Source organism: Chitinophaga sp. (assembly GCF_019236475.1).
Classification (GTDB): domain Bacteria; phylum Bacteroidota; class Bacteroidia; order Chitinophagales; family Chitinophagaceae; genus Chitinophaga.
In genome coordinates this window covers 378,731-402,517 of sequence record NZ_JAFAIX010000013.1, presented here as the reverse complement: position 1 = coordinate 402,517, position 23,787 = coordinate 378,731, and the positions used below count along the sequence as shown (strand labels likewise).

The window sequence follows — 23,787 nt, the reverse complement described above, 5'->3', positions numbered from 1 at the left end:
CCGCTGGCCGGCGGGACATTTTTTATTGATTAGTGAATAAACAAGGTGTCGTTGGTCACCTGCCATTTAAAGCCATATACAAAGGCCATGTTTGTCAGCATGTCGGGCAAGTTGGTATTATTGAAAGTGCCTGTAAACCGGGCTTTCCCGGAGAGATTTGCGTTCACTACCACCTTCTTATGATAACGGTATTCCAGTCTGCTGAACACCGCATCCAGTGGCACATCATCCAATACAAAAGCGCCTTTTTTCCAGTCGATTTCCCGTTCTTTTACAAAAGGGCGAACGGTTACCTGTTGTGTAGCGGGGCGGGAGATTAGCTTGAAGCCTGGTTTGAGCACCAGGGAGCTATCCCGCCGGATGCGGATAGCCACGCTGCCGGCAGTGAGGGCGATGGTGGTGGCTTTTTCTCCAGGATAGGCTTCCACATTGAAATGCGTGCCTAAGACATGGGCTTCTAGTCCGCCGGCAAAGACCCTAAATGGCGTGGTATGTGGCGCTACTTCAAAGTAACCTTCTCCGGAAATGGTGATATCCCGGCGGCCTGTGTTATAGTTGGCAGGAACGGTGAGGGCGGCGCCTGGAGAGAGCCATACGAGGCTACCATCCGGAAGGGTCACTTTTCGTGCATGCATGGACGTATTAGCCAATTGGGTGGGTGGTGCAGGAACCGGAACGGTTGATTTCCGTTTTTGCAGGAAGAACAAGCCTGTAAGTAGAATTATACAGGCGGCAGCCACCATCCTGCGAACCAGGCGCAGTACGCGGAAAGGTCTAGGAGCAGTAACGGGAATGCCTATATTTTTTAGTTGTGTATCCAGCATAGTGGCAGCCTCCGCAGGCATGGGGGCAGGTGTCTCCCCCCAGCCAACGGCCAGCAAGTTTTCCAGCTCATTATCGGAGAGCGATTGTAACCACTGGTGTGTGGTTTTCCGTGTTTCCTCATTGATATTGCGATCGATATAATTTCTCAGTTTGTCCGTTCCTTCCATAGTTATCAGCTTCGTACTATTGTCTTCACGTAGGAACGGATTTTTACCTCAGTACCCAAAAGGGCAATTAACAATTTGGTAATACGGTAGGTGCCGATGGGGCAGCCTATCTTTGCATTACTTATGCAGGATGCCGCCTCAAATAAAAGAGAACAGTTGTTCAACAGTTTGTACCATGCCTCGCGGGACAAGCTGTATCAATACCTGCGTCGTTATACCCACGATACTCATTTGTTGCAGGATTTGTTGCAGCAGAGTTATATGAAAGTTTGGGATAGAATAGATAACGTCTATGATGTAGAAGCCGCATTACCCTTGTTGAAAGTGATCGCCCGTAACTTGTTGGTAGATCTTATCCGCAAACGAATGAAAGAAGATGAAGCCTGGATGGAGAAAATGCAGACCGAGGCCGGGCAGTTGCTGATGCAACCTGAAACTGGCAGCAGAGAGCTCATGCAGGCACTGGATACAGCGATTGATCAATTGCCTGATAATTGTAGAAGTGTGTATTTATTGCATCGGGATGAAGGCTTGTCTTACCGGGAAATATCCCTACGTTTATCCATTTCCGTTAGTATGGTAGAGAAACATATGAGCAAGGCGATACGTTTGCTAAAACAGGAGCTGATTGTGAACGGGGATTTAGTATTGTTGCTGGTGGCTGTGAACAGGTTATTGTAGTTTTTTCTCGCAAAGCAGCAAAGAAGCAAAGCAGCAAAGGCTTGTGTTTTGTTGTTTATTCTTTTCCGTATTTTTAAAATAAAAAATGGAACCCTGGATTGAACATCCGACGATATTAAAAGGCAGGGAAATAGACCTGCTGCCGCTGGAAAAAGATCATTTTGAAGCGCTCTATCAGGCAGCAGTTGATAGGCGGCTATGGGAGCTGATTCCCACCAATTGTGCTGATCCCGAAATATTTAAGAAAACCTATACTGCGGCGTTAGAGGGCCGGGAAAAGGGCACCCAGTATCCTTTTATCATTTATCATAAAGCCACTAATAGCATTATCGGGTCTACCAGGTATTTTGAGATCTATCCGGCAGATAAGAAACTGGAAATTGGTTGGAGCTGGATCATTACCAAATATTGGGGCACTTGTATCAATCTCGAATGTAAACTCCTGATGCTAACCCATTGTTTCGAAGTGTTAAAGGCCAGGCGTGTTCAGTTGAAAACAGATGAAAACAACTGGCGGTCGAGGAAAGCGATTGAAAAGATAGGCGGATACTTTGAAGGCGTTTTAAGAAAAGACAAAATCAAAGCAGATGGCACTTCCAGGAGTGCGGCGTATTACAGCATATTGGATGATGAATACCCAGCTGCTAAAGAGAAGATATTGGCTCAACTAGCCCAGATCGACAAAAGATAAGAGGTTGTCTCAAAAATAATTCCTAACAAACAACAAAGCACAAGCCTTTGCTGCTTTGCCCCTTTGCTGCTTTGCGCGAAAAAATCCGCACAGCGCCGAAGGCGCATTTTGAGACAACCCCATTTAATCAGATTACAAGCTTACGCCGCGTTTCCAAGGAATGAAATCATCCTGGTGGAGCAGTTCCGCTTTCGTATATACTTCACCGCTAGCAGACTGGATCACATATTCCAGGATCTGTTCGCCCATTTCCGCGATAGAGTGTTGACCGCTGATGATAGAACCGGTATCGATATCGATAATATCCGGCATGCGGGTAGCCAGTTTGGTGTTGGTAGCCAGTTTCACTACAGGAGCGATCGGGTTGCCGGTAGGCGTACCCAGACCAGTCGTAAACAGCACGATATTAGCACCGGAGCCCACTTCCGCAGAAGTAGATTCCACATCGTTTCCTGGAGTGCAGAGCAGGTTCAGACCTGGCTTGGTGACATACTCTGTATAGTCTAGTACATCTGTAACAGGAGAGGTACCACCTTTTTTAGCAGCACCAGCGGATTTGATAGCATCCGTGATGAGGCCGTCCTTGATGTTTCCTGGAGAAGGATTCATGTAGAAACCGGAGCCTACAGACTGTGCTTGATTTTCATACGCACGCATGATGCGGATGAATTTCTCAGAAGTATTTTCTGTTGTACAACGGTTAATCAGTTCTTGTTCCACGCCGCATAATTCAGGGAATTCGGAGAGGATGGAAGTACCGCCGAGGGCCACCAGGAGGTCGGAAGTATGACCTACCGCAGGGTTAGCAGAGATACCGGAGAAACCATCGGAGCCGCCGCATTCCAGACCGATCACCAGTTTGGAGAGAGGAGCAGGCTGACGGTTTACCTTATTCGCTTCTACCAGCGCCAGGAAGGTATCTTTGATAGCAGCAGAGAGCATCGCGAATTCAGATGCGCTTTTCTGCTGTTCGTATACCAGTAATGGTTTGTTGAAGTTTGGATTTAATTTTTTCAGTGATTCCTGCAGGATACTTACCTGTGCGTGTTGACAGCCGAGGCTGAGGATAGTGGCGCCTGCCACATTCGGATGGTGGATATAACCTGCCAGGAGGGCGCAAAGCGCATCGGAGTCCTGACGGGTACCGCCGCAACCGCCTTCATGTGTGAGGAATTTAATCCCGTTGATATTAGGGAATACGGTATGGTGTTTAGCGGTTTCACCTGCTTTGCCTGCCTCATAATTTTTGATGGCATCGATGTCACCTTTTTTATAGAGAGACACGAGGTCCGTTACCTGCTCGTTGTACACTTCAGCAGGAGCGAAGCCCAGGCCTTTTTCGAAGGCAGTTTTGATCACATTTACGTTTCTGTTTTCACAGAATACCAGTGGTATTACCAGCCAGTAGTTGCGGGTGCCCACTTGTCCGTCTGCGCGGTGGTATCCCATAAAAGTGCGGTCTTTCCATTTGGAAACATCTGGTGCTTGCCATTGTTGGCTGCCATCTTTCTCATGGAAGGCGTTTGCATCATGGATCACATTTTCAGTAGTCATCATTCCGCCCTGTTTGATGGTGGTAACCGCTTTGGCCACTAGTACGCCATACATGGTGATGGGATCTCCGCTCTGCACATCGTTTATGAGAAATTTATGTTTAGCAGGTGTGTTCTGCAGGAGTTCTATGTTGTGGCCGTTGAATGTAATCTTCGTTCCAGCCTGGAGGTCTTGTAATGCAACCAGCACGTTATCTGCTGGATGAATCTGTAGGTAACTGTTCATAAAGGCTAAAGTAGTAAATAGTGCTACCGGCTTGTAATACTATAATGTTAATCTCTGATAAAATTTTGACTTGTTATGAAATCCGCCGAAAGCATTTACAGCAGCAAGTTACAAATGAATCAGGAAATGATAAATAACAATTATGAGGGTTTAAATACCATCTGAAAAAATTTTATGCAAACGTTTGAATAAAGTATTACATTTAGATACTTTTTTAACACCACGTTTTGATAGGTGAACAATGAAACTTGGCGAGCGCATTTGAGTTGCTGCCCATTACAATCGTAAATAATAGCCCAATGAGGTTAAAGAATAATATATTCCACGTAATGTTGGTGGCTGGGATATGCGTTGCCGTACCGGTAACAGCGCAGCAATCCACGCCCCGTAATTACCTTGAAAATGCCTGGAAACAGGCTGGCGGCGCGGCCGCTTTTAGTCAGACAGACAGTTGGAGACGCGAGCTGAAAGAGCAGATCGCTGCGCAGATGGAAGCCTTGCCTGCCACCGTGAAGCAGGGATTGATCGCCGATGCAGAGAAGGCCATGAAATTTGCCTGGCCAGCCCTTACAGCCGACTTATACCTCCAATACCGGGATAACGGTAACAGGAGCAACTTTGAAGCCGTACAGGGAGAGCGCCGGAGAGTGTTGGCAGCCCTGATTGCAGGGGAAATGGCCGAAAAGAAAGGTCGCTTTATTCCACAGATAGGCAATGGCCTCTGGCTGATATTGGAAGAAAGCACCTGGGTATTACCTGCCCATGTTGGCGTACAGAAAATGGGCGCGAATCTTCCTGATCCAGCAGAAGAAATAATAGACTTAGTAGCTGGGGAGACAGCCGTCACACTGGGCTGGACACAGTTTCTCTTACGTGAGGAGCTGGATAAATTCTCTGTCATGATCAATAAAAGAATTGATTATGAACTGGATCGCCGTATTTATACCCCTTATCTCCAGCGCAACGATTACTGGTGGATGGGCTTTAAAGGTGGTACTGTGAATAACTGGAATATCTGGGTCAATACCAATATCATGAAAACGGCGTTGCTCAACCTTGATGATGCTGCCAAACGTGGCGCCATCATAGAAAAGAGCGTACGTAGCTCCGATAACTTTGTCAATGCCTACGGTGCGGATGGAGGTTGTGATGAAGGTCCTTCCTACTGGGGCCATGCCGGTGGTAAATTGATAGAACTGCTGGATAATCTCAACAGCGCCTCCCATCAAAAGTTGGACTTCAGTAAGAATGATCTGATGCATGCCATAGGTGCTTACATTTATAAGATGCATGTGGATAACGATCGCTTTGTGAATTTCGCAGATGCTTCCGCCCGTAGTGTACCGCCGCCGCATGATGTGTACATGTACGGAAAAATGTACAACGATACCCTCCTGAGCCGCTTCGGCGCCTATCTGTACCGAATTGAACATCCGGATATGCAGATACAAAAAAGCAGCACCATTGCCAATTTCGTATATGAGCTACTGTTAGCCGGCGAAATGCGTAAAACCGTTGCAGCGGCTCCTTATACAGATGTAAACTGGTTGCCTGATCTGCAAGTGTTGTCGCTGCGTGCCCGCAAAGGCTCGCCTAAAGGCATGTTCTTCGCAGCACAAGGTGGACATAACGCCGAAAGCCACAACCACAACGATGTAGGCAATTTCGTGCTGTACTTAGATGGACAGCCAGCTATCATTGATGTAGGCGTAGGTACCTATACAAAACAAACCTTCAGTAAAGACAGGTATAAACTGTGGTATATGCAATCGCAGTGGCATAACTGTCCTACTATTAATGGCGTGATGCAACAGGATGGCAGGAGTTTCCGCGCCAGCAATGTACAGTTTACCCGTGGTAAGGATGGTAGCTCGCTGGGAATGGATATTGCCACTGCTTATCCAGCTACCGCAGGCGTTATATCCTGGAAACGTAATTTCAATTTCGCGCCACAACAGCAACAATTGAAGATTTCAGAAGATTATGAACTGAAAGAATGGAAAGAGCCTTTCCGTATACATTTCATGACAGCTTTAGTAGCAGATGTTTCTAAACCTGGTAAAGTGGTATTGAAAGCGACAGCAGGCAATCTCGTCATGACTTACGATCCTGCGCTATTCACGGTTCAAACAGAAACACAACCGATAGACGATCCTCGTTTATCTAACGTATGGGGCAATGGCGTAACGCGTATCAGTCTTGTGCCGAAACAACAAAAACTGAAAGGCAGTCATACCCTTACCTTCCGAATGGAATAACGATTTAGCAACATTGGGAACAATGTCGAGATATATTTTTTAAGCATTTTAAATTCAGTGCAGGCAAGCATTTACAGTGAACAGTAAAAAATAGGGCTTGGATTATTGCAAACGTTTGCATTAAATTAGAGTCTTGGTAGGCCGGCATTTGGTAACAACCAATAAAAATATACAGTTTTGGAAAGAAGAGATTTTATCAGGATGGCCCCGCTTGCCGGAATTGCAGGAATGGTAGCACCAGGAGCAGCAGTAGCTGCTGCTGCAAAGACAGGAGAAAATGTGCATACCGCTGCCGGTTTAACAGATCGGGAATACCAGGTGCAGTTGTTGCAGCGCATCGCTAATCCCATTGTGGATAACATGGCGAAAGGCACGCTGAAAAAGAACTTGCCGAAAGAGAAAGGTCCGGGTTATGGACTGGGACTGGAAAAAGTGACTTACCTGGAAGCATTTGGTAGATGTATCTCCGGATTAGCCCCATGGCTGGCCTTACCGGACGATGCTACAGCAGAAGGTAAACAACGCAAGAAAGTAAGAGAACAGGTTTTACAGGGCATAGTGAATGGCGTGAATCCCGCGTCTCCCGACTATCTAAACTTTCGTTCTGAAAGTCAGCCCTTGGTAGATGCCGCTTACTTATGCCAAACGTTTATGCGTGCGCCAGAAGCCCTCTGGAAGCCGCTGGACAACACTACTAAAAAGAATATCGTGACGGAGCTGAAAGAGCTGCGTCGTATCAGACCTGCATATAATAACTGGTTGCTGTTTGCCGGCATGGTAGAGGCTTTCCTGCTGTCTATCCATGAAGAATACGAGCCACTGAGAACCATGGTGGCCACTCAGAAAATGAAAGAGTGGTATGCCGGCGATGGTTTCTACAGCGATGGCCCGCAGTTCTCTTTGGATTATTATAATGGTTATGTGATTCATCCTATGTTGACAGACATGCTGCGCGTATTGGTGGACAACAACCAAGGTTCTAAAGCGGATTATGACCAAGCGATGAAACGTATGCAGCGTTATGCAGAATTGCAAGAACGTATGATTGCGCCTGATGGCACTTATCCGGCAGTGGGTAGGTCTATGACTTATCGTACTGCGGCTTTCCAGCCATTGGCACAATTGGCGTTGATGCATCAGTTGCCGGAAGGCATTGTGCCTGCGCAGGTACGTTGTGCGCTGACAGCCGTGATGAAACGCATCTTTGAAATGGAAGGCACCTTCGATAAACAGGGATGGCTGCAGTTAGGTATCTGCGGACATCAACCGGAAGTGGCGGATGTGTATACTTCTACTGGCAGTCTCTACATCTGTACCAACGGATTTCTGGCACTTGGTCTTCCTGCGGAAGATCCGTTCTGGAGTGCAGCTCCGGCAGAATGGACTGCACAAAAAGTATGGTCCGGTAAACCAATTAAAAAAGATTACCACGTTACGTATTAATCCAATAACTATTATTCGATAAAGCATTATGAGCAGTAAATATGAATCCCGTTATGCAAGTAGTCCTGCGGAAGTAAAGCAGATGAACACGGCACAACTGAGAGAGGCATTCCTGATAGAACGCGTATTTGAAGCAGACCAAATCAATTGGGTACATACCCATTACGATCGTTACCTGACTGGTGGCGCTATGCCTGTGAAAGGCGCGATGACACTGGATACCATTGATCTCCTGAAAGCAGAATATTTCCTGCAACGCAGAGAGCTGGGTATGATCAATGTGGGCGGCGATGGATTTGTAGAAGCAGACGGCGTGAAATACGATATTGCTTTCAAAGAAGCGTTGTACATTGGTAAAGGCACACAGAAAGTTACTTTCCATAGTAAAGATGCCGCTAATCCCGCGAAATTTTATCTCAATTCAACTCCTGCTCACCATACTTACCCTACAAAGAAAGTCTCTAAAAACGAGGCGGAAATTGTAACGCTGGGCGCTCTGGAAACTTCCAACCACCGTACTATCAACAAACTGTTGGTAAATTCTGTATTGGAAACTTGCCAACTGCAAATGGGTATGACAGAACTGAAACCTGGTAGCGTATGGAATACAATGCCAGCACATACACACGATAGAAGAATGGAAGTGTATTTCTATTTTGAAGTACCAGAAGCACAGAGTGTATGCCACTTTATGGGACAGCCGCAAGAAACCAGACATATCTGGATGCAGAACGAACAGGCGATTATTTCTCCGCCATGGTCTGTTCACTCCGGCGCTGGTACCAGCAATTATACCTTCATCTGGGGTATGGCGGGTGAGAACCTGGACTACGGTGATATGGATCACTGCAAGATCAACGAGCTACGTTAGTAACTGATAATATCTGTCATCATGATGAAAAATATACTGAAGGCAAGTCTCGCAGGACTTGCCCTATTCCACGCATCCGGCGTTATGGCGCGCCCGGTGGGCGACTCCTCTCTGTCGGCCCCGGCGGTTATTTCCCAGATGGAAAAAGTAGGTACCTGGCAATGGAAAAATATTGATTCCAAGGGCTGGGCGAATAGTCAAACAGACTGGACAAACGGTGCGATGTATGCCGGTATGTTCAAACTGGCACAGGTATCTGAAAATCCTTACTACATCGAGCGTTTGCTGAAAGTAGGCGCTGATAACAACTGGAATACCGGTCCGCATAGATTTTTTGCAGATGATTATTGTATAGGACAGACCTATTCCCAACTATTTAATGTATATAAAAATCCAGTGATGATTGAGCGCTGGCGCAAGCTGGCCGACAGCATCGTGGCTGCGCCTCATTCGGAATCGCTGGAATGGGAGAAAGGCATTCACTTCCGCGAATGGGCATGGTGTGATGCGCTCTTCATGGGCCCTCCAGCCCTGGCTTATCTTTCCACTGTTACCGGCGATGCCCGTTACCTGGAAACAGCCGATAAACTCTGGTGGAAATCCACCGATTTCCTTTACAGCAAACAAGATAGCCTGTATTATCGCGATGCCCGCTACTTCAGCCAGAAAGAACAAAATGGCGCACGAGTATTTTGGAGTCGTGGTAACGGATGGGTAATGGGCGGCCTGGTACGTATGCTCGACAATATGCCAGCCAACTATGCCAACAGAGCGAAGTTCATAGCACTGTATAAAGAGATGGCTTATAAAGTAGCCGCTTTGCAAACCAATGATGGCACCTGGCATGCGAGTTTGCTCGATCCAGAAACCTATCCTTCCAAAGAAACTAGTGGTACCGGATTCTACGTATATGCGTTGACGTGGGGTGTTAACAATGGCATCTTGCCGGCGAAACAATTCATGCCAGTGATTCGTAAAGGTTGGGAAGCGCTGGTGGGCTGCGTGCAGCCGAATGGAAAGCTGGGCTTTGTGCAAGTAATTGCTGCTGCACCAGGAAAAGCCACTGCCGATGATACAGATGTATATGGTGTAGGCGCCTTTCTGCTGGCGGGTTCTGAGCTGATAAAATACGATGTTCGTTTGCAGAATCCTAAGACAATCGAACTGACGAATACCATTGGCGTAGATCGTCAAGGGGAGATAGTAGAGGTAGACATGGCCACACTGGCCAAAGCTGGCACTACTAAGAAAGAATTTAAAATTGTAAATGCAGTAAATGGTAAAGAGATACCATACCAACTGATTTATAACGGTGAAAAAGCGCCACAGTCGATACTGCTGCAAATCAACGCCGCTCCTGGCGCTACTGTCATTGCAGTTGTGAAAGAGGGCGCGCCTGCTCCTGTGAAAGCAAGAGCGTATGGTCGTTATGTACCTGAGCGTAAAGACGACTATGCCTGGGAAAATGATCGCATGGCATATCGCATGTATGGCGCAGCGTTGGAGCAAACACCAAAAGAGATGGCGTACGGCATCGATGTATGGGCAAAAAGAACAGAAGAGCTAGTTATCAACGAATGGTACAAAACCGATAATTATCACCATGATAATGGCCAGGGGCTGGACTTCTACAGCGTTGGCCTGACACTCGGCGCAGGTGATAATGCTCCTTACGGAAAAGATACCATCTACTATCCTAATAATTATCGTAAGTATAAAACGCTGGACAATGGTCCGCTGCGCACCTCATTCGCGCTTTCCTATGAAACATGGAATGCTGGCGGCGTACCGGTGACTGTTACTAAAACAGTTAGTCTGGATGCAGGTTCTCAGTTGAACCGCTACTCTTACCAATATAATTTCAAAGGAAATGCATTGCCAGTAGTTACTGGTATCGTAAAACGTAAAGACCCAGGCACTATTCTCCTGGACGAGAAAACCGGTGTAATGGGCTATTGGGAGCCACAGCATGGAGAAGATGGCACCATGGGATTAGGGGCAGTGTTCCCTGAAGCGAAAGCAGGCATGAAAACAGATGCCGTACATCTGTTGACACCGGGAGTAGCCACCGCCAATGCACCGTATGTATACTATGCAGGAGCAGCTTGGAGTAAAGGCGGTAGAATTGCCTCTTCAGAAGAGTGGTTCAAGTATCTTGAAAACTTTGCTGCCCGCGTACAAAATAAAATTGCAGTAACTATTCAGTCTTACCCTTCAAATCAGAAATAATGTTTGAACTAAACGGAAAAGTGGCCCTGGTAACGGGTTGTAAAAGAGGTATAGGAAAAGCGATGGCGGTAGCCCTGGCAAAGGCCGGCGCAGATATCATTGGCGTATCCGCATCCCTGGAACTGAGTGGAAGTGAAGTGGAGCAGGAAGTGACCGCATTGGGTAGGAAATTCAGTGCCTATCAGTGTGATTTTGCAGACAGAGAGGCCCTGTATACCTTCATCCGTCAGGTACAGAAAGATCATCCAGTTATTGATATCCTGGTGAATAATGCCGGCACCATTATGCGTAAGCCAGCAGCAGAGCATCCGGATGAATTCTGGGATAATGTGATTAATACCAATTTGAACGCCCAGTTCATTATTACCCGTGAAATTGGTAAGACCATGATTGCCAAAGGCAGTGGAAAAGTTATCTTTACAGCCTCCTTGCTGACCTTCCAGGGCGGTATCAACGTACCTGGATATGCAGCTAGCAAGGGAGCAGTAGGCTCTCTGGTGAAAGCATTCGCCAATGAGTGGGCTTCCAAAGGAGTAAATGTTAATGCCATTGCCCCAGGGTATATTGCCACAGACAATACCGCCGCCCTGCGTGCAGATCAGCAGCGCAGCACCTCTATCCTGGAACGTATCCCAGCAGGTCGCTGGGGAGAACCCGAGGATTTCGCAGGTCCTGTTGTATTCCTTGCTTCCAAAGCAGCAGATTATGTACACGGTACTATCCTGACGGTTGATGGTGGCTGGATGGGAAGATAAAGAGCGATAAATCATTGCAGGAAAAAGCATATAAATTCCATGAGTAAACGTACAGAAAAGACGATCGTCGATATAGCGGAAGAACTGCAGTTGTCAGTATCCACAGTATCCAGAGCACTGAACGATCATCCTAATATCAGCGCAAAGACGAAAGAACGTGTGAAGAAAACAGCGCGAAAGTTAGGCTACAGACCCAATGCCCTCGCGGCAGGTTTGCGCAATAATAAGAGCAAGACCATCGGTTTGATCGTCCCGAGAATTTCTATGTTTTTTCCTGCAACGATCAGCACTATCATCCAAAATAAATTACAAGAATTTGGCTATAACCTGATCATCTGTCAGTCGAACGATTCTTATGAACAGGAAGTAGCTTTAGTAAATACCTTGTATTCTGCTAGGGTAGACGGATTGGTGGTATCTACCACCCTGTATACCTCAGATTTTTCTCACTTTGATATCTTCCGCGACAACAATATTCCATTGGTGTTTTTTGATCGCGTACCAAAGGATTATAACGTGAAGGTGATTAAGGGAGACGACTACCGCGGCGGATATATTGGCACTACTCATTTAATTGAGAAGGGTTGTAAGGATATTGTGCATATCTCCGGACCGCTCACATGCTGTCTTTACAGTGATCGAGTGGCTGGTTATAAAAGTGCCTTACAGGAATTCAAGTTGCCATTTAAGAAATCGCGTGTGTTCTTCCAGGAACTGACCAAAGAAAATGCTTGGCAGACCTGTGAAAAGATATTCAGCCAGAAGCCATACCCAGATGGGATTTTTGCCTCTAACGATACCACGGCTATCACTATCTCGGAATATTGCCGTAGCATCAATTTGCGTGTACCCGAGGATGTGAAGATTGTAGGCTATTCCAATGACCCGCGTACCGAAATCGTATCGCCACCGGTGTCTTCCATTGATCAGTTTCCTGGTATGATGGGAGAGCGAGTAGTAGCGGTATTGATGGAATTAATCAACGGCCGTCAGACAGTTGGTACGCGCTATTCACAGGAAATTATTCCTATTCAGTTGATAGAAAGACAATCTAGCGCCGGAAAAGTGAAAGTAGGCAAGAAGAAATTATCGTTGTCATAACTCAGACGCATATACGAAATCATGAAAAGAAAACTGATTATTCCATTATTGCTTTCTGCACTCTCTTTGCAAACGTTTGCACAAGTGGGTAAGGCCAACAAAGCATTGTTGAAGAAAGCAGACGAAACATTGCAGTTCGCAGCACGTCAGTATAAACTGATGGCAGCACATGTACCTGATTCTGTACTACCAAGAACTACCAACACACAAAACGGTTCCTTGATGACCTCTGGCAGTGGCTGGTGGACATCTGGATTTTATCCTGGCACCAACTGGTACCTGTTCGAGTACACCAAAGATCCGGCATTCAAGGCCGAAGCCCTGAAACGCATGGCGCTGGTGGAAAAAGAGAAGAATAACACCCGCACGCACGACCTGGGCTTCATGATGTATTGCCCATTCGGAAATGCTTACCGTATTACTAAAGATCCTGCTTATAAAGCGGTGCTGCTCACCAGTGCCTCTTCATTATCTACTCGTTTCAACCCGACTGTAGGTTGCATCAAATCTTGGGACCATGGTACCTGGAAATATCCTGTGATCATCGATAACATGATGAACCTGGAATTACTGACCTGGGCTACCAAAATCAGTGGCGATAAGAAGTTTGCCCAAATCGCCAAAACGCATGCTAATACCACTATTAAGCATCATTTCCGCCCGGATTACAGCTCTTACCATGTAATCGACTATGATCCGGCAACAGGCGCTGTATTGCAGAAAAAGACCCACCAGGGTTATGCAGACAGCTCTGCATGGTCTCGCGGACAAGCATGGGGGCTGTATGGCTATACGATGATGTATCGTGAAACCAAGGATAAAAATTACTTGGAGCAAGCACGTCACATCGCAGCGTATATCCTGCATAACCCAAACATGCCGGAAGACCTGGTTCCATATTGGGACTACAATGCTCCGAATATTCCAAATGCGCTGCGTGATGTATCGGCTGCTGCTGTAGCGGCTTCCGCACTGTTGGAACTGAGCAAGTACACCGATAAAGCCACTGGCAACCGCTACTGGGCCGCAGCAGAAAAAATGCTGACCAGTCTTTGTAGTCCTGCTTACCTGGCTAAAGAAGGTGAAAACAATGACTTCATCCTGATGCATAGTGTAGGGTCGCTCCCTCATAACTCGGAGGTGGATGTACCACTGACCTATGCGGATTACTATTTTGTTGAGGCGCTGTTGCGCTACAAACAATGGGCTAAATAATATCTTAAAGGTAACGGGGTGATGGTTTTCCATCACCCTTTTTTTGCATCAATCTTTTGAACATGGACAGAAGAATATTTCTGAAATCAGTTCCCCTAGCGGGTTTGGCAGGAGCTGCCGGTACAGATAAAGGAATCCTGAAAGAAATTGCAGCTAGTACTGCCAAACCAATCTCCGACAGAGATTATCATACCGATTTACTTTATCGTATATCCTCTCCCGTTATACAGCATTTGAGTGAAGGGAAACTGAAAGCCATGATGCCGCGGGAAGTTGCTCCAAAATATATGAAGCCGGTGGATAAAGTCACTTACCTGGAAGCATTCGGGCGTACCTTATCCGGCACTGCTCCCTGGCTGGAACTGGGGGCGGACAACAGTGCAGAAGGGCGCCTGCGTGGAAAACTCGGCGATGCAGCACGACAGGCCATGGAGATGGCATGTGATCCCGCCTCTCCGGATTATATGAACTTTACCGGCAAATTTGATCCGCAGCCATTGGTAGACGGTGCGTTTCTCGCATTAGGGTTATTGCGCGCGCCGCAACAGTTGTGGGGAAAACTAAAACCCGTTGTGCAGCAACAAGTAATCACCGCCCTGAAGCAACTACGGAGTATCAAAGCATTCACTAATAACTGGGTATTGTTTTCCGCTACCATTGAAGCCGCATTGTTGCAATTTGATGCAGGCTGGGAGCGTCAACCGGTAGATTTCGCGATACAGAAAATAATGGAGTGGTATAAGGGAGATAGTATGTATGGAGACGGCCAGTCCTTTCACTACGATTATTACAATGCGTTTGTCATTCATCCCATGTTGGTACAGGTCCTGAAAGTATTGGCCGACAAAGGTGAGGGAAGTAAGGAACAATATGAATTGGCACTGAAGCGGATGCAGCGTTATGGTATTATCCAGGAACGCCAGATTTCTCCTGAAGGGACCTTTCCGGTAGTAGGGCGTTCTATGGCGTACCGTAGTGGAGCTTTGCAGCCACTGTCCCAATTGGCTTTGGAGAATCATTTGCCCGCCGAGCTCTCACCTGCACAGGTGCGTTGTGCCCTAACAGCCATGCATAAACGTATTTTCAGTAATCCGGAGAATTTTGATAAAGATAACTGGTTACGCATTGGGTTCTGTGGTCATCAACCGGAAATTGCGGATGGTTATATATCTACAGGTAGCTTATACCTGTGTACCAATAGCTTCCTGCATTTGGGGCTTTCGCCAGATCATGTACTATGGACAGCACCTGCTGCTGATTGGACGGCAAAACTGGCCTACAGCGGTGCAAAAGTACCGCGGGATCATGCCATTGATTTCTAATTCTATTACCGTTACTGCTGTAATAGCTCCGTTCAGCACGAAATAATTCCGCTCACCAAATAATTTTTTAGCCATCTATCATGTGTAAAACGGTGTAAATCATGGTTTTGGAATAATGCTGAATGGAGTTTTTAAAATAACACTGAAACGGCTGTTTGAAAATGAAATATTTTATTATTTTTATCAAAGCCTACAATTTGTAGAAAAATTTTTAAAAATGCTTATTGAGATATTGGGAACAACGCCACTTTTTTAGAGTTTTCCAATAGAAATATAAAGACCAAAATCTGATTTTAAACCAATTTTTATTAATACCGGAAATACATTTTTTGCTTGGGAAAACTGAGGGAGGGAATCCTTTCCTGACTTGTATTGTGCACGTGCCTTGAGAGTAAATGTCGTCTACAACTGATTATTCACCACTAAATTTAGTAACCATCAACTAAACGCGCCATTAACAACGATAATTATAATAGCTAGCAGGAGGAAATATATACCAAGACAGGTATTATTCATTGCAATTATTTATTCAACCAAAATCTGAACTTCATGAGGAGATTATTACTCGTGGTAGCCAGTATATTATTACTGGCCTCTTCCCTCTTGGCTCAAAACCCCCGTACTGTAGCAGGACGTGTCGCAGATGAAACCGGAGCAGTACTCCAGGGAGTGACCGTTAGTTTTCCCGGTGGAAAAACCGGTACTGTAACCAATGCCAAAGGGGAGTTTTCCCTTAACGTGCCTGCAGGCACGAAACAATTACGTATCTCAATGGTGGGATATGAAACCAAACTGGTGGCTATCACCGGCGACAATCTTCAAGTTACATTAGGGCTCGATGCCAAGTCTATCTCTGAAGTGGTAGTCGTAGGTTATGGTACCCAGCGTAAGACAGAAGTGACTGGTAACATCAGTTCTATCAAAGGTGGTGCTGTCGCTGAAATGCCTATTCAAAGCTTTGAAGCTGGCTTGGGTGGCCGTGCTACCGGCGTACAAATTTCTGTACCTAACGGTGTGGTAAACAACCCGCCTGTATTCCGTATCAGAGGTGTTAACTCACTTTCTCTGAGTGCTTATCCACTGATTATCATTGATGGTGTTCCCACCTTTACAGGTGACCAGGGTGCTACCAACGCGCCACTGAACCCACTTGCCAGTGTTAATCCTGCGGATATTCAATCTATCGAAATTGCTAAAGACGCTGCTGCCACTGCGATCTATGGTAGCCGCGCTGCCAATGGTGTAGTATTCATCACTACCAAAAAAGGTAAACAAGGAAAAGCTAAATTCAATTACGATGGCTGGGTAGGTTGGACCAACCCCACCCGTTTGCCAAAACTGCTCAATGCAAAAGAATACATTGAGATCAAAAATGAAGGTATTCTGAATAGAAACCCTTCTGCCACAAACCTATATGTGCCTAATACCGATGCCAACGGTAACATGATTGACACAAAATGGTACGATGTTGTTTATCGTCACAACGCCTTCTCTCAGAGCCATAGCTTCAATGCTTCCGGCGGTACTGAAAACACCAGCTACTATTTATCCGGCGGTTATACCAGACAAGAAGGTATTCTTCGCCGCAATGATTTTGGCCGTAAAAACATGCTCGTTAATGTGGATCAGAAAGTAGGTAAGATCTTATCTATCGGTACCAAACTTTCCTACAGTAATGAAGAGAGTTTGATCTCTGGTTCATCTGGCTCACTGGAAGGGGAAGCGTTTAGCTCCGGAGGCTTGGCCCGTCTGGCTTTCCTGACTTCACCGATCACGCCAGCCTATAAAAATGACGGTACTTACAACGTTACATCGAGTGGTACTATCAGCGGTATCAACAACTCTAACTCAGTAGGTATCTACAACCCGAAAGTATTGTTGGATCTGGATCATTCCAATACAGAATCCAATCACCTCCAAGGTTCCGTATATGCGCAACTGAAACCTTTTGAGTGGATGACCCTGAGAACTGTTTACGGTATCGACTATATGTTAATGAACAACGATATCTATCGTAACAATATCAGTGGTGATGGCGCCTCTCCCAAAGGGGATGCATTCAGCATCTATACGCAACTGAAAAGATGGGTATGGACCAACACCATGCAATTGGATAAAACCTTTGGTGATCACAACTTCAACCTGTTAGCAGGTCTGGAGCAACAGCGTGATACCCGTCAACGTTATGGCCTGGAAAGACAATTCCAATCCGATAACTATTTCAATAATACAGCAGGTGGATGGTTGATAGACCTCTCTTCGGGCTTGCTGCGCAGAGAAAACTACTTGGTATCTGGATTTAGCCGTCTGAACTATAACTACAAAGAGAAATATTTCCTGAGTGGTAATATCCGTCAGGATCAATACTCCGCGTTGGCGCCAGGACATAAGAAAGGTGTGTTCTTCGGCTTCTCTGGAGGATGGGAAGTGTCCAAAGAGAAATTCTTTGAGGAAGGTTCTCTGGGTAAAATCTTCAGCAACTTCAAACTGAGAGGAAGTTATGGTAAAGTGGGTAATATGTCAGGATTGGGAGATTACGACTTCATGTTCCTGTACCACCCATTGTTGTATGGTGGTAACAACGCAATGTATTTCAACCAGAGCGGTAACAGAGATCTGGGTTGGGAACAGAGTAAGAAAACAGATGTGGGGATTAACTTCGGTATCCTGAAAAACAGAGTGAACTTCGAATTCGCTTATTATTACAATAACATAGATGGTTTGATCCTCTATCTGACACATGCCCCGTCAGCAGGTTTGCCTTCTAACATTCCTGCGAACGTGGGTTCTATGTTCAACAGGGGGCTGGAAGCATCTGTAAACGCCACTGTACTGGATAAAGGCGCATTTAGCTGGAACTCTAGTTTCAACTTCACCTACAATAAAAACCAGATCACCTCACTCATTGATGGTATCACAGAAATTCCAATGACCACCAGTGGCCTGGAACAGACCTCCATTAACAAAGTAGGTTATCCAGTAGGTATGATTTACTGCGTACCTGCGGGTGGTGTAGATCCTGCTACCGGTAGACGTATTCTCTACAATCCTGCTGGCGAAGCAGAAATTTACAATCCTATCAATGGCGCCTATACGTACCTGGATGGTAAACCTGCACAATCCCTCGGTGCTAAGACTGCACAGCCTTATGCCAACACCAATCCTCGGTTCCTGGGCGGTTTTGAAAACACCTTCCGTTATAAAGGATTTGAACTGAATATTATGTTGACTTATCAGGCTGGCTTCTCTGTATACTATGGTTCCAATGCCGGTTTGAGAGACCAACGTTATTGGAATAACAGTACGGATGTGTTGAGAAGATGGAAGAAACCAGGGGATGTTACCGATATCCCTCAGTTGATTAATGGTGATAACGTATCTAACGGTTCCGCCTATGCGATTTCCACCAACGTATTCAAAGGTGATTTCGTGAAACTGCGTACCATTGGTCTGAGCTACAATCTTCCTTCCCAGGTTACCAAACTGGCACATATCAGCGGCGCCAGAGTATACGCGCAAGGTCAGAACCTGGCTATCTGGACCAAATATCCAGGACCAGATCCGGAAGTATCCTCCAATGGTAACAATCCATCCGGTCAGGGTATTGACCGTAACACACTGGCCAATGGTCGTACTGTTACTGTGGGCGTAAATATTAACTTCTAAACCGAATGAAGATGAAAAAAATCAGCGTATATACATTACTGTTAGCGATGGGGATTTCTGCCGGTTGTCAGAAGAGTCTGTTGAATCCGCTCCCAGCTTCAGATATGCCCGACTATATCGTATTTGACAATGCTGATCGTATTGCCAGCCAGTTGAATGGTATGTACACCGTGATGAAAAACGGTAAGTTCCTGGGTGGAAAATTCCAGATCGCCAATGAAGTGAGGGGAGAAGATTATAACAATGAATTATCCAATAACGTTACCTTACAAGCTACCTGGAAACGCATTGTAGGTAATGAAGTACAGGAAGTGAAAGAAATCTGGAGCCAGGCTTATTTCACGATCAACAATGCCAACCTATTTATGGATGGCATGAAAGCTAAAGGCACCAAAGTAGTAGGTGATTCCTTGTCTAAAATTTATATTGGAGAAGCAAAGTTTGTTAGAGCATTGTCTTACTTCTGTTTGCAGCAGTTATATGCACGTCCTTACTGGGATGGCAATGGCGCAAAACCAGGAATGATCCTTTATACACAAGGTCATACAGAGAGAGGCAATTATAACAAAGCAAGAAACACGACTGCTGAAGTATATGCACAGATCCTGCAGGATCTGAACGATGCAGAAGCTGCGCTGCCTAAAACAGCGCCAGGAACGGCTGCTGGTACCACGCATGCCAACTGGTATTCTGTGATTGCCTTGAAAACAAGGGTATACCTGTATATGGGGCAATACGCGAACGTGTTGACAGAAGCAGCGAAAATTGTAAGTGCTACGGCACCTTTCGTATCTCCTGGAGGACATGCACTGGTGGCGGATATCAATAAAGTGTATTCCGCGCCTTACACTTCTGTGGAATCTATGTTCTCATTGCCGTTTACAGGTACTTCCGGAGACTATCCAGGTACACAAACGCAACTGGGTTACTACTTTACGCCAAAGTCGCTGCCATTGCAGGGTAACGGAGAGTATTCGCTCTTATCTACTGGTATCATCTCTGATTCCAGTTGGAAATCTACCACCGATGCCAGAAGGAAACTGTTAACTAAAGTAGGTTCCAAATACTACATGACTAAGTTCGCAGGACCTCCTCCATTCACCGACTGGGCGCCGATTATCCGGTATGCAGAAGTACTGTTGAACTATGCGGAAGCAAAAGTACGTGTATCCAACAGCGTAGATGCAGGAGCCATCGCATTACTGAATGCAGTACGTCAGCGTAGCGATGCTACTGTAACCTTTGCTGTGACCGACTTTGCTTCACCGCAAGCATTAATTGATCAAATTCTGAAAGAAAAACATATTGAATTACTCGGAGAAGGATTCAGGAGTATGGAAGTAACGAGGACTGGCGCCACATTCGCTGCCAGAGCCACTTATGTGGCAGTGCCTCCAACCGCTTCCAACTACATCTGGCCTATATCTTCCGATGAGCTGGTGTACAACAAACTTTGTGTGGATAACCAGTAGCAACTTTGTTTCCTCTTTGTAGCGGCGTGGCATTTTCCAATGCTGGTCTTATCATAAGCAATAATGGAGTCCCTCTCTTCCCAAGGGAGGGACATTCATTTTTTCATACAACGCTTACAGGCACGGTAGCCCATCGATAAGGCCTCGTCTTCCGAAACAAAAAATACGCGGTTAACAGTTTTCATTCTTTTTCCCGAACTACATTGCAGGGTCCCATAAATTTTTAGTTTACGATTCCCCCCGAAACGTATTTCACCTTTCTTTATAGCCGCCAGCAAGGCTTTGCTGCGGGCAAAGGTAGTAGCGCCTAATTGTTCGTGATAAATCATGGTCTTATTGCTCGGTGTGTGTATTAGCCGCTTCCCATCCCAACATAGCGGATTTCCTGACATCACCCCAATGATACTGACCCGTTTCGCCGGTGGCTTTGATCACACGATGGCAAGGAATCAGGAAGGCTACTGGATTACTACCCACCGCAGAACCAACAGCCCTAGCTGCTTTGGGGTGTTGGATCTTTTCAGCAAGTTGAGAATAAGTAGTGATATTACCCATGGGCACTTTCAACAATGCCTCCCATACTTTAATCTGGAAAGGAGTGGCTTTCAGATGCAATTTGATTTCAGATAATCGGGACCAATCATGCGTAAAAATAAACAATGCATTCTGTTGCATCATATCCGTCATTTGGCGAAAAGTGGCTGCAGGAAAGAGCGCATGGAGTTCTGCCAACGCTGCGGTTTCATCATCCGCAAAGGCCATATAGCAGATACCTTTGGCGGTACTGGCAACAATCATATTACCGAAAGGACTTTCCGCAAAACTGTAATTGATATGGAGGGCTTTACCACCGTTTTTGAATTCTCCTGGCGTCATGCTTTCGATGTTCACGAAGAGGTCGTGCAGCCGACTAGGGCCAGACAGGCCCGCTTCGAAGGCCGCATCCATGATGGAAGTATCTGGCTGTCGAAGCATAGATTTCGCGTAGTCCAGCGTGAGATATTGTAGGAATTTTTTGGGAGACACGCCTGCCCATTCTGCAAATACCCTTTGAAAATGGAAGGGGCTTAAATGTGCAGCAGCAGCTATTTTTTCCAGATCCGGTTGTTCCCGGAAATGGTCTTTTATGTACTGAATGGCCGTGGCCACTTTTTCGTAATTGTTCATATCTACTGTTTTATACAAAATTACCACCAGTAAAGGGAGGAGAAAACCCGGAACTTGCGCTTTTCATCTATATAATATTTCCGGATATGAGATTTTTTTGTAGATTTCCGAAGATAAAGGAAGCAAATCACTAACTAAACCCATTGGAATGAAAATTAACAAGAGCGTAGCTATTATTGCTGCCGCACTAATTACAGCAGGTTCGCTGTGCTCTCTCACACTGCCACCTAAGCAGGAGAAGCCAAAAAACCTCAAAGTACTCCCAAAAGATATTGGACACGAAGAACTGATAGTTGTTATGCGTGGCTTCAATACTTCACTGGGCGTAAAATGTAATTTCTGTCATGCGCCTTCCAAGGATGACGCCAAACACCTGGACTTCGCCAGCGATGACAATCCACACAAAGACGTTGCGCGAGATATGATGCGCATGGCCGACACCATCAACAAGCAATTCTTCAAAGGTAGTCAACAAATGACTGTTACCTGCTACACTTGTCACCACGGTAACAAGGAACCGTTAAGCCAACCATCTGACTCAGCAGCGAAACAAATCTCTGCTCCGCCACCACCACCCGCGAACAACAAGTAAAAAAACATTCAGCAGGCCTTCTTAAGGATGGCCTGCAGTTTTTAACATTCCAGATATCGGAAAAGATGTATCTTTGCTGCCGTCTTCTGAGAATAAAGCATTATATCCGAAAAACTTGCTCTCCTCATTGGTCATATTTACAGGAACACGTTCTGTAACTCATTCATAACAGACCAGATAAACTTTCAATTATTTTATAATAAGCGCATCCGGTCACCCCGAAGCATATACGACACCAGCCAGTAACCCGTTGGCAGCAGTGTAACAATACCGGGCTTAAAATACTAAACATGCAATTTGAGCAATTAGGGCTAATTGCGCCTATTTTAAAAGCAATCAAAGCCGAAGGCTATACAACCCCAACGCCGATTCAAGAGCAGTCAATTCCCATCGTATTAAAGGGTAAGGATTTATTAGGATGTGCCCAAACAGGCACCGGTAAAACCGCCGCTTTTGCCATTCCGATTCTTCAGCAATTACATAAAGAGGATGCACCCGCACAAGGATACAAGCATATACGTGCCCTCATCCTGACGCCTACACGCGAACTAGCCTCCCAGATTGGCGATAGCTTCAAAGCGTATGGCCGTCATACAGGACTGAAGCACGACGTGATTTTTGGTGGTGTGCCACAACATAAACAAGTCATCTCCCTACGTAATGGTACAGACATCCTGATTGCGACGCCTGGTCGTTTACTGGACTTAATGAACCAGGGATATGTTTATCTCAGTCACCTCGAAATATTTGTACTGGATGAAGCCGACCGTATGTTGGATATGGGCTTTATCAACGATATCAAAAAAGTGATCCAGGAATTGCCTTCAGAGCGTCAAACGCTTTTCTTCTCGGCCACCATGCCACCGAAGATTGCGCAGTTGGCTAATTCCATGTTATATAAGCCTGAAAAGGTAACTGTGACACCAGTTTCATCTACCGCAGAACGCGTAGAACAGGGCGTGTACTATATCCGTAAGAAAGATAAACAAGCCTTGTTAGAAATGATCCTGAAAAATAAGCAAATCGATCGCACCATTGTATTTACGCAAACAAAACATGGCGCAGACAGAATTGCTAAAAACTTGAAGAAACGTGGTATCAACGCAGATGCGCTGCATGGGGATAAGTCGCAGTCGGCTCGTGAGATTGCCCTTACCAGCTTCAAGAGCGGTCGCTTAAGGGTATTGGTAGCTACTGATATTGCGGCTAGAGGTATTGATGTGGATGCATTAGAACATGTGATCAACTATGATCTGCCGAATGTACCAGAAACCTATGTACATCGTATTGGTCGTACAGGTAGGGCGGGTGCTTCCGGTATTGCGCTCTCTTTCTGCGATACAGAAGAAAGGGATTATCTGAAAAGTATTAGTCGCCTAACTAAACAGGAGATCACTGTACTAAAACATCCGTTTGAAGAGGCCGCGTTGATAGAGGCCAGGAATGCGAATCCTGACAGTCCGCGTCCGGAGCCGCGCCGTCCTAAACCAAGGAATATGCATAAGAAGCGCAATCAGCAAGATAAGCGCAATAAGATAGATTTTTAATCAATA

At 45.9% G+C, this 23,787-nt stretch carries 18 protein-coding genes; 14 read left to right on the top strand and 4 right to left on the bottom strand.

Translation table 11 applies throughout. The features are described 5' to 3' along the window. Window positions 1–29 precede the first annotated feature (29 nt). The gene (locus JO154_RS23660) at window positions 30–992 is read right to left on the bottom strand and encodes a FecR family protein (protein ID WP_291950656.1); all 963 of its coding nucleotides are present in this window, start codon (window positions 990–992) and stop codon (window positions 30–32) included. A 96-nt stretch (window positions 993–1,088) separates the two neighbouring features. On the opposite strand from JO154_RS23660, the gene JO154_RS23655 reads away from it, so the two are divergent. Further along, complete coding sequence (locus JO154_RS23655) at window positions 1,089–1,673, top strand: sigma-70 family RNA polymerase sigma factor (protein ID WP_291950653.1); 585 nt, start codon at window positions 1,089–1,091, stop codon at window positions 1,671–1,673. An 85-nt stretch (window positions 1,674–1,758) separates the two neighbouring features. After that, the gene (locus JO154_RS23650) at window positions 1,759–2,364 is read left to right on the top strand and encodes a GNAT family N-acetyltransferase (RefSeq protein WP_291950651.1); all 606 of its coding nucleotides are present in this window, start codon (window positions 1,759–1,761) and stop codon (window positions 2,362–2,364) included. A 132-nt stretch (window positions 2,365–2,496) separates the two neighbouring features. Here the strand turns inward: JO154_RS23650 and JO154_RS23645 are convergent, their stop codons facing one another. Next, window positions 2,497–4,143, bottom strand: coding sequence for a UxaA family hydrolase (locus JO154_RS23645; protein ID WP_291950648.1), 1,647 nt, complete (start codon window positions 4,141–4,143; stop codon window positions 2,497–2,499). Window positions 4,144–4,442: 299 nt separating this feature from the next. On the opposite strand from JO154_RS23645, the gene JO154_RS23640 reads away from it, so the two are divergent. From JO154_RS23640 to JO154_RS23595, 10 genes are all read left to right on the top strand, one after another. Next, on the top strand, window positions 4,443–6,401 hold the full coding sequence (locus tag JO154_RS23640) for a heparinase II/III family protein (RefSeq protein WP_291950644.1): 1,959 nt from the start codon (window positions 4,443–4,445) through the stop codon (window positions 6,399–6,401). A gap of 177 nt (window positions 6,402–6,578) precedes the next feature. Continuing rightward, complete coding sequence (locus JO154_RS23635; protein ID WP_291950641.1) at window positions 6,579–7,844, top strand: DUF2264 domain-containing protein; 1,266 nt, start codon at window positions 6,579–6,581, stop codon at window positions 7,842–7,844. A gap of 28 nt (window positions 7,845–7,872) precedes the next feature. After that, entirely contained in the window at window positions 7,873–8,715 is an 843-nt protein-coding gene (kduI, locus tag JO154_RS23630) for a 5-dehydro-4-deoxy-D-glucuronate isomerase (protein ID WP_291950638.1), read from the top strand. Window positions 8,716–8,736: 21 nt separating this feature from the next. Then, window positions 8,737–10,944 carry a glycoside hydrolase family 88 protein gene (locus JO154_RS23625; protein WP_291950635.1) on the top strand — a complete coding sequence of 736 codons (2,208 nt, stop codon included), beginning with the start codon at window positions 8,737–8,739 and terminating at the stop codon, window positions 10,942–10,944. Further along, window positions 10,944–11,699: a 2-dehydro-3-deoxy-D-gluconate 5-dehydrogenase KduD gene (gene kduD / locus JO154_RS23620; protein ID WP_291950632.1), complete on the top strand. Its 756-nt coding sequence runs from the start codon at window positions 10,944–10,946 to the stop codon at window positions 11,697–11,699. The genes JO154_RS23625 and kduD overlap by 1 nt, the downstream gene beginning before the upstream one ends. Window positions 11,700–11,738: 39 nt before the next feature. Beyond that, window positions 11,739–12,800 (top strand): LacI family DNA-binding transcriptional regulator, encoded by a 1,062-nt coding sequence (locus JO154_RS23615; protein WP_291950629.1) that lies wholly within the window; start codon window positions 11,739–11,741, stop codon window positions 12,798–12,800. A gap of 21 nt (window positions 12,801–12,821) precedes the next feature. Continuing rightward, entirely contained in the window at window positions 12,822–14,015 is a 1,194-nt protein-coding gene (locus tag JO154_RS23610) for a glycoside hydrolase family 88 protein (protein WP_291950626.1), read from the top strand. Window positions 14,016–14,077: 62 nt separating this feature from the next. Continuing rightward, window positions 14,078–15,337, top strand: coding sequence for a DUF2264 domain-containing protein (locus tag JO154_RS23605; RefSeq protein WP_291950623.1), 1,260 nt, complete (start codon window positions 14,078–14,080; stop codon window positions 15,335–15,337). Between the two features lie 549 nt (window positions 15,338–15,886). Beyond that, a complete protein-coding gene (locus JO154_RS23600; protein WP_291950620.1) occupies window positions 15,887–19,003 on the top strand; it encodes a SusC/RagA family TonB-linked outer membrane protein in 3,117 nt (1,038 codons plus the stop codon). 11 nt (window positions 19,004–19,014) lie between these two features. Further along, window positions 19,015–20,475: a RagB/SusD family nutrient uptake outer membrane protein gene (locus tag JO154_RS23595; protein ID WP_291950617.1), complete on the top strand. Its 1,461-nt coding sequence runs from the start codon at window positions 19,015–19,017 to the stop codon at window positions 20,473–20,475. 95 nt (window positions 20,476–20,570) lie between these two features. Here JO154_RS23595 and JO154_RS23590 read toward each other — a convergent pair whose 3' ends face one another. Beyond that, window positions 20,571–20,804, bottom strand: coding sequence for an Ada metal-binding domain-containing protein (locus JO154_RS23590; protein WP_291950613.1), 234 nt, complete (start codon window positions 20,802–20,804; stop codon window positions 20,571–20,573). 4 nt (window positions 20,805–20,808) lie between these two features. After that, the gene (locus JO154_RS23585) at window positions 20,809–21,642 is read right to left on the bottom strand and encodes a methylated-DNA--[protein]-cysteine S-methyltransferase (protein ID WP_291950610.1); all 834 of its coding nucleotides are present in this window, start codon (window positions 21,640–21,642) and stop codon (window positions 20,809–20,811) included. A 148-nt stretch (window positions 21,643–21,790) separates the two neighbouring features. Between JO154_RS23585 and JO154_RS23580 the strand changes: the two genes are divergently transcribed. Beyond that, a complete protein-coding gene (locus JO154_RS23580) occupies window positions 21,791–22,234 on the top strand; it encodes a c-type cytochrome (protein ID WP_291950607.1) in 444 nt (147 codons plus the stop codon). A 290-nt stretch (window positions 22,235–22,524) separates the two neighbouring features. After that, window positions 22,525–23,781: a DEAD/DEAH box helicase gene (locus tag JO154_RS23575; RefSeq protein WP_291950604.1), complete on the top strand. Its 1,257-nt coding sequence runs from the start codon at window positions 22,525–22,527 to the stop codon at window positions 23,779–23,781. The last annotated feature ends 6 nt before the right edge of the window (window positions 23,782–23,787 follow it).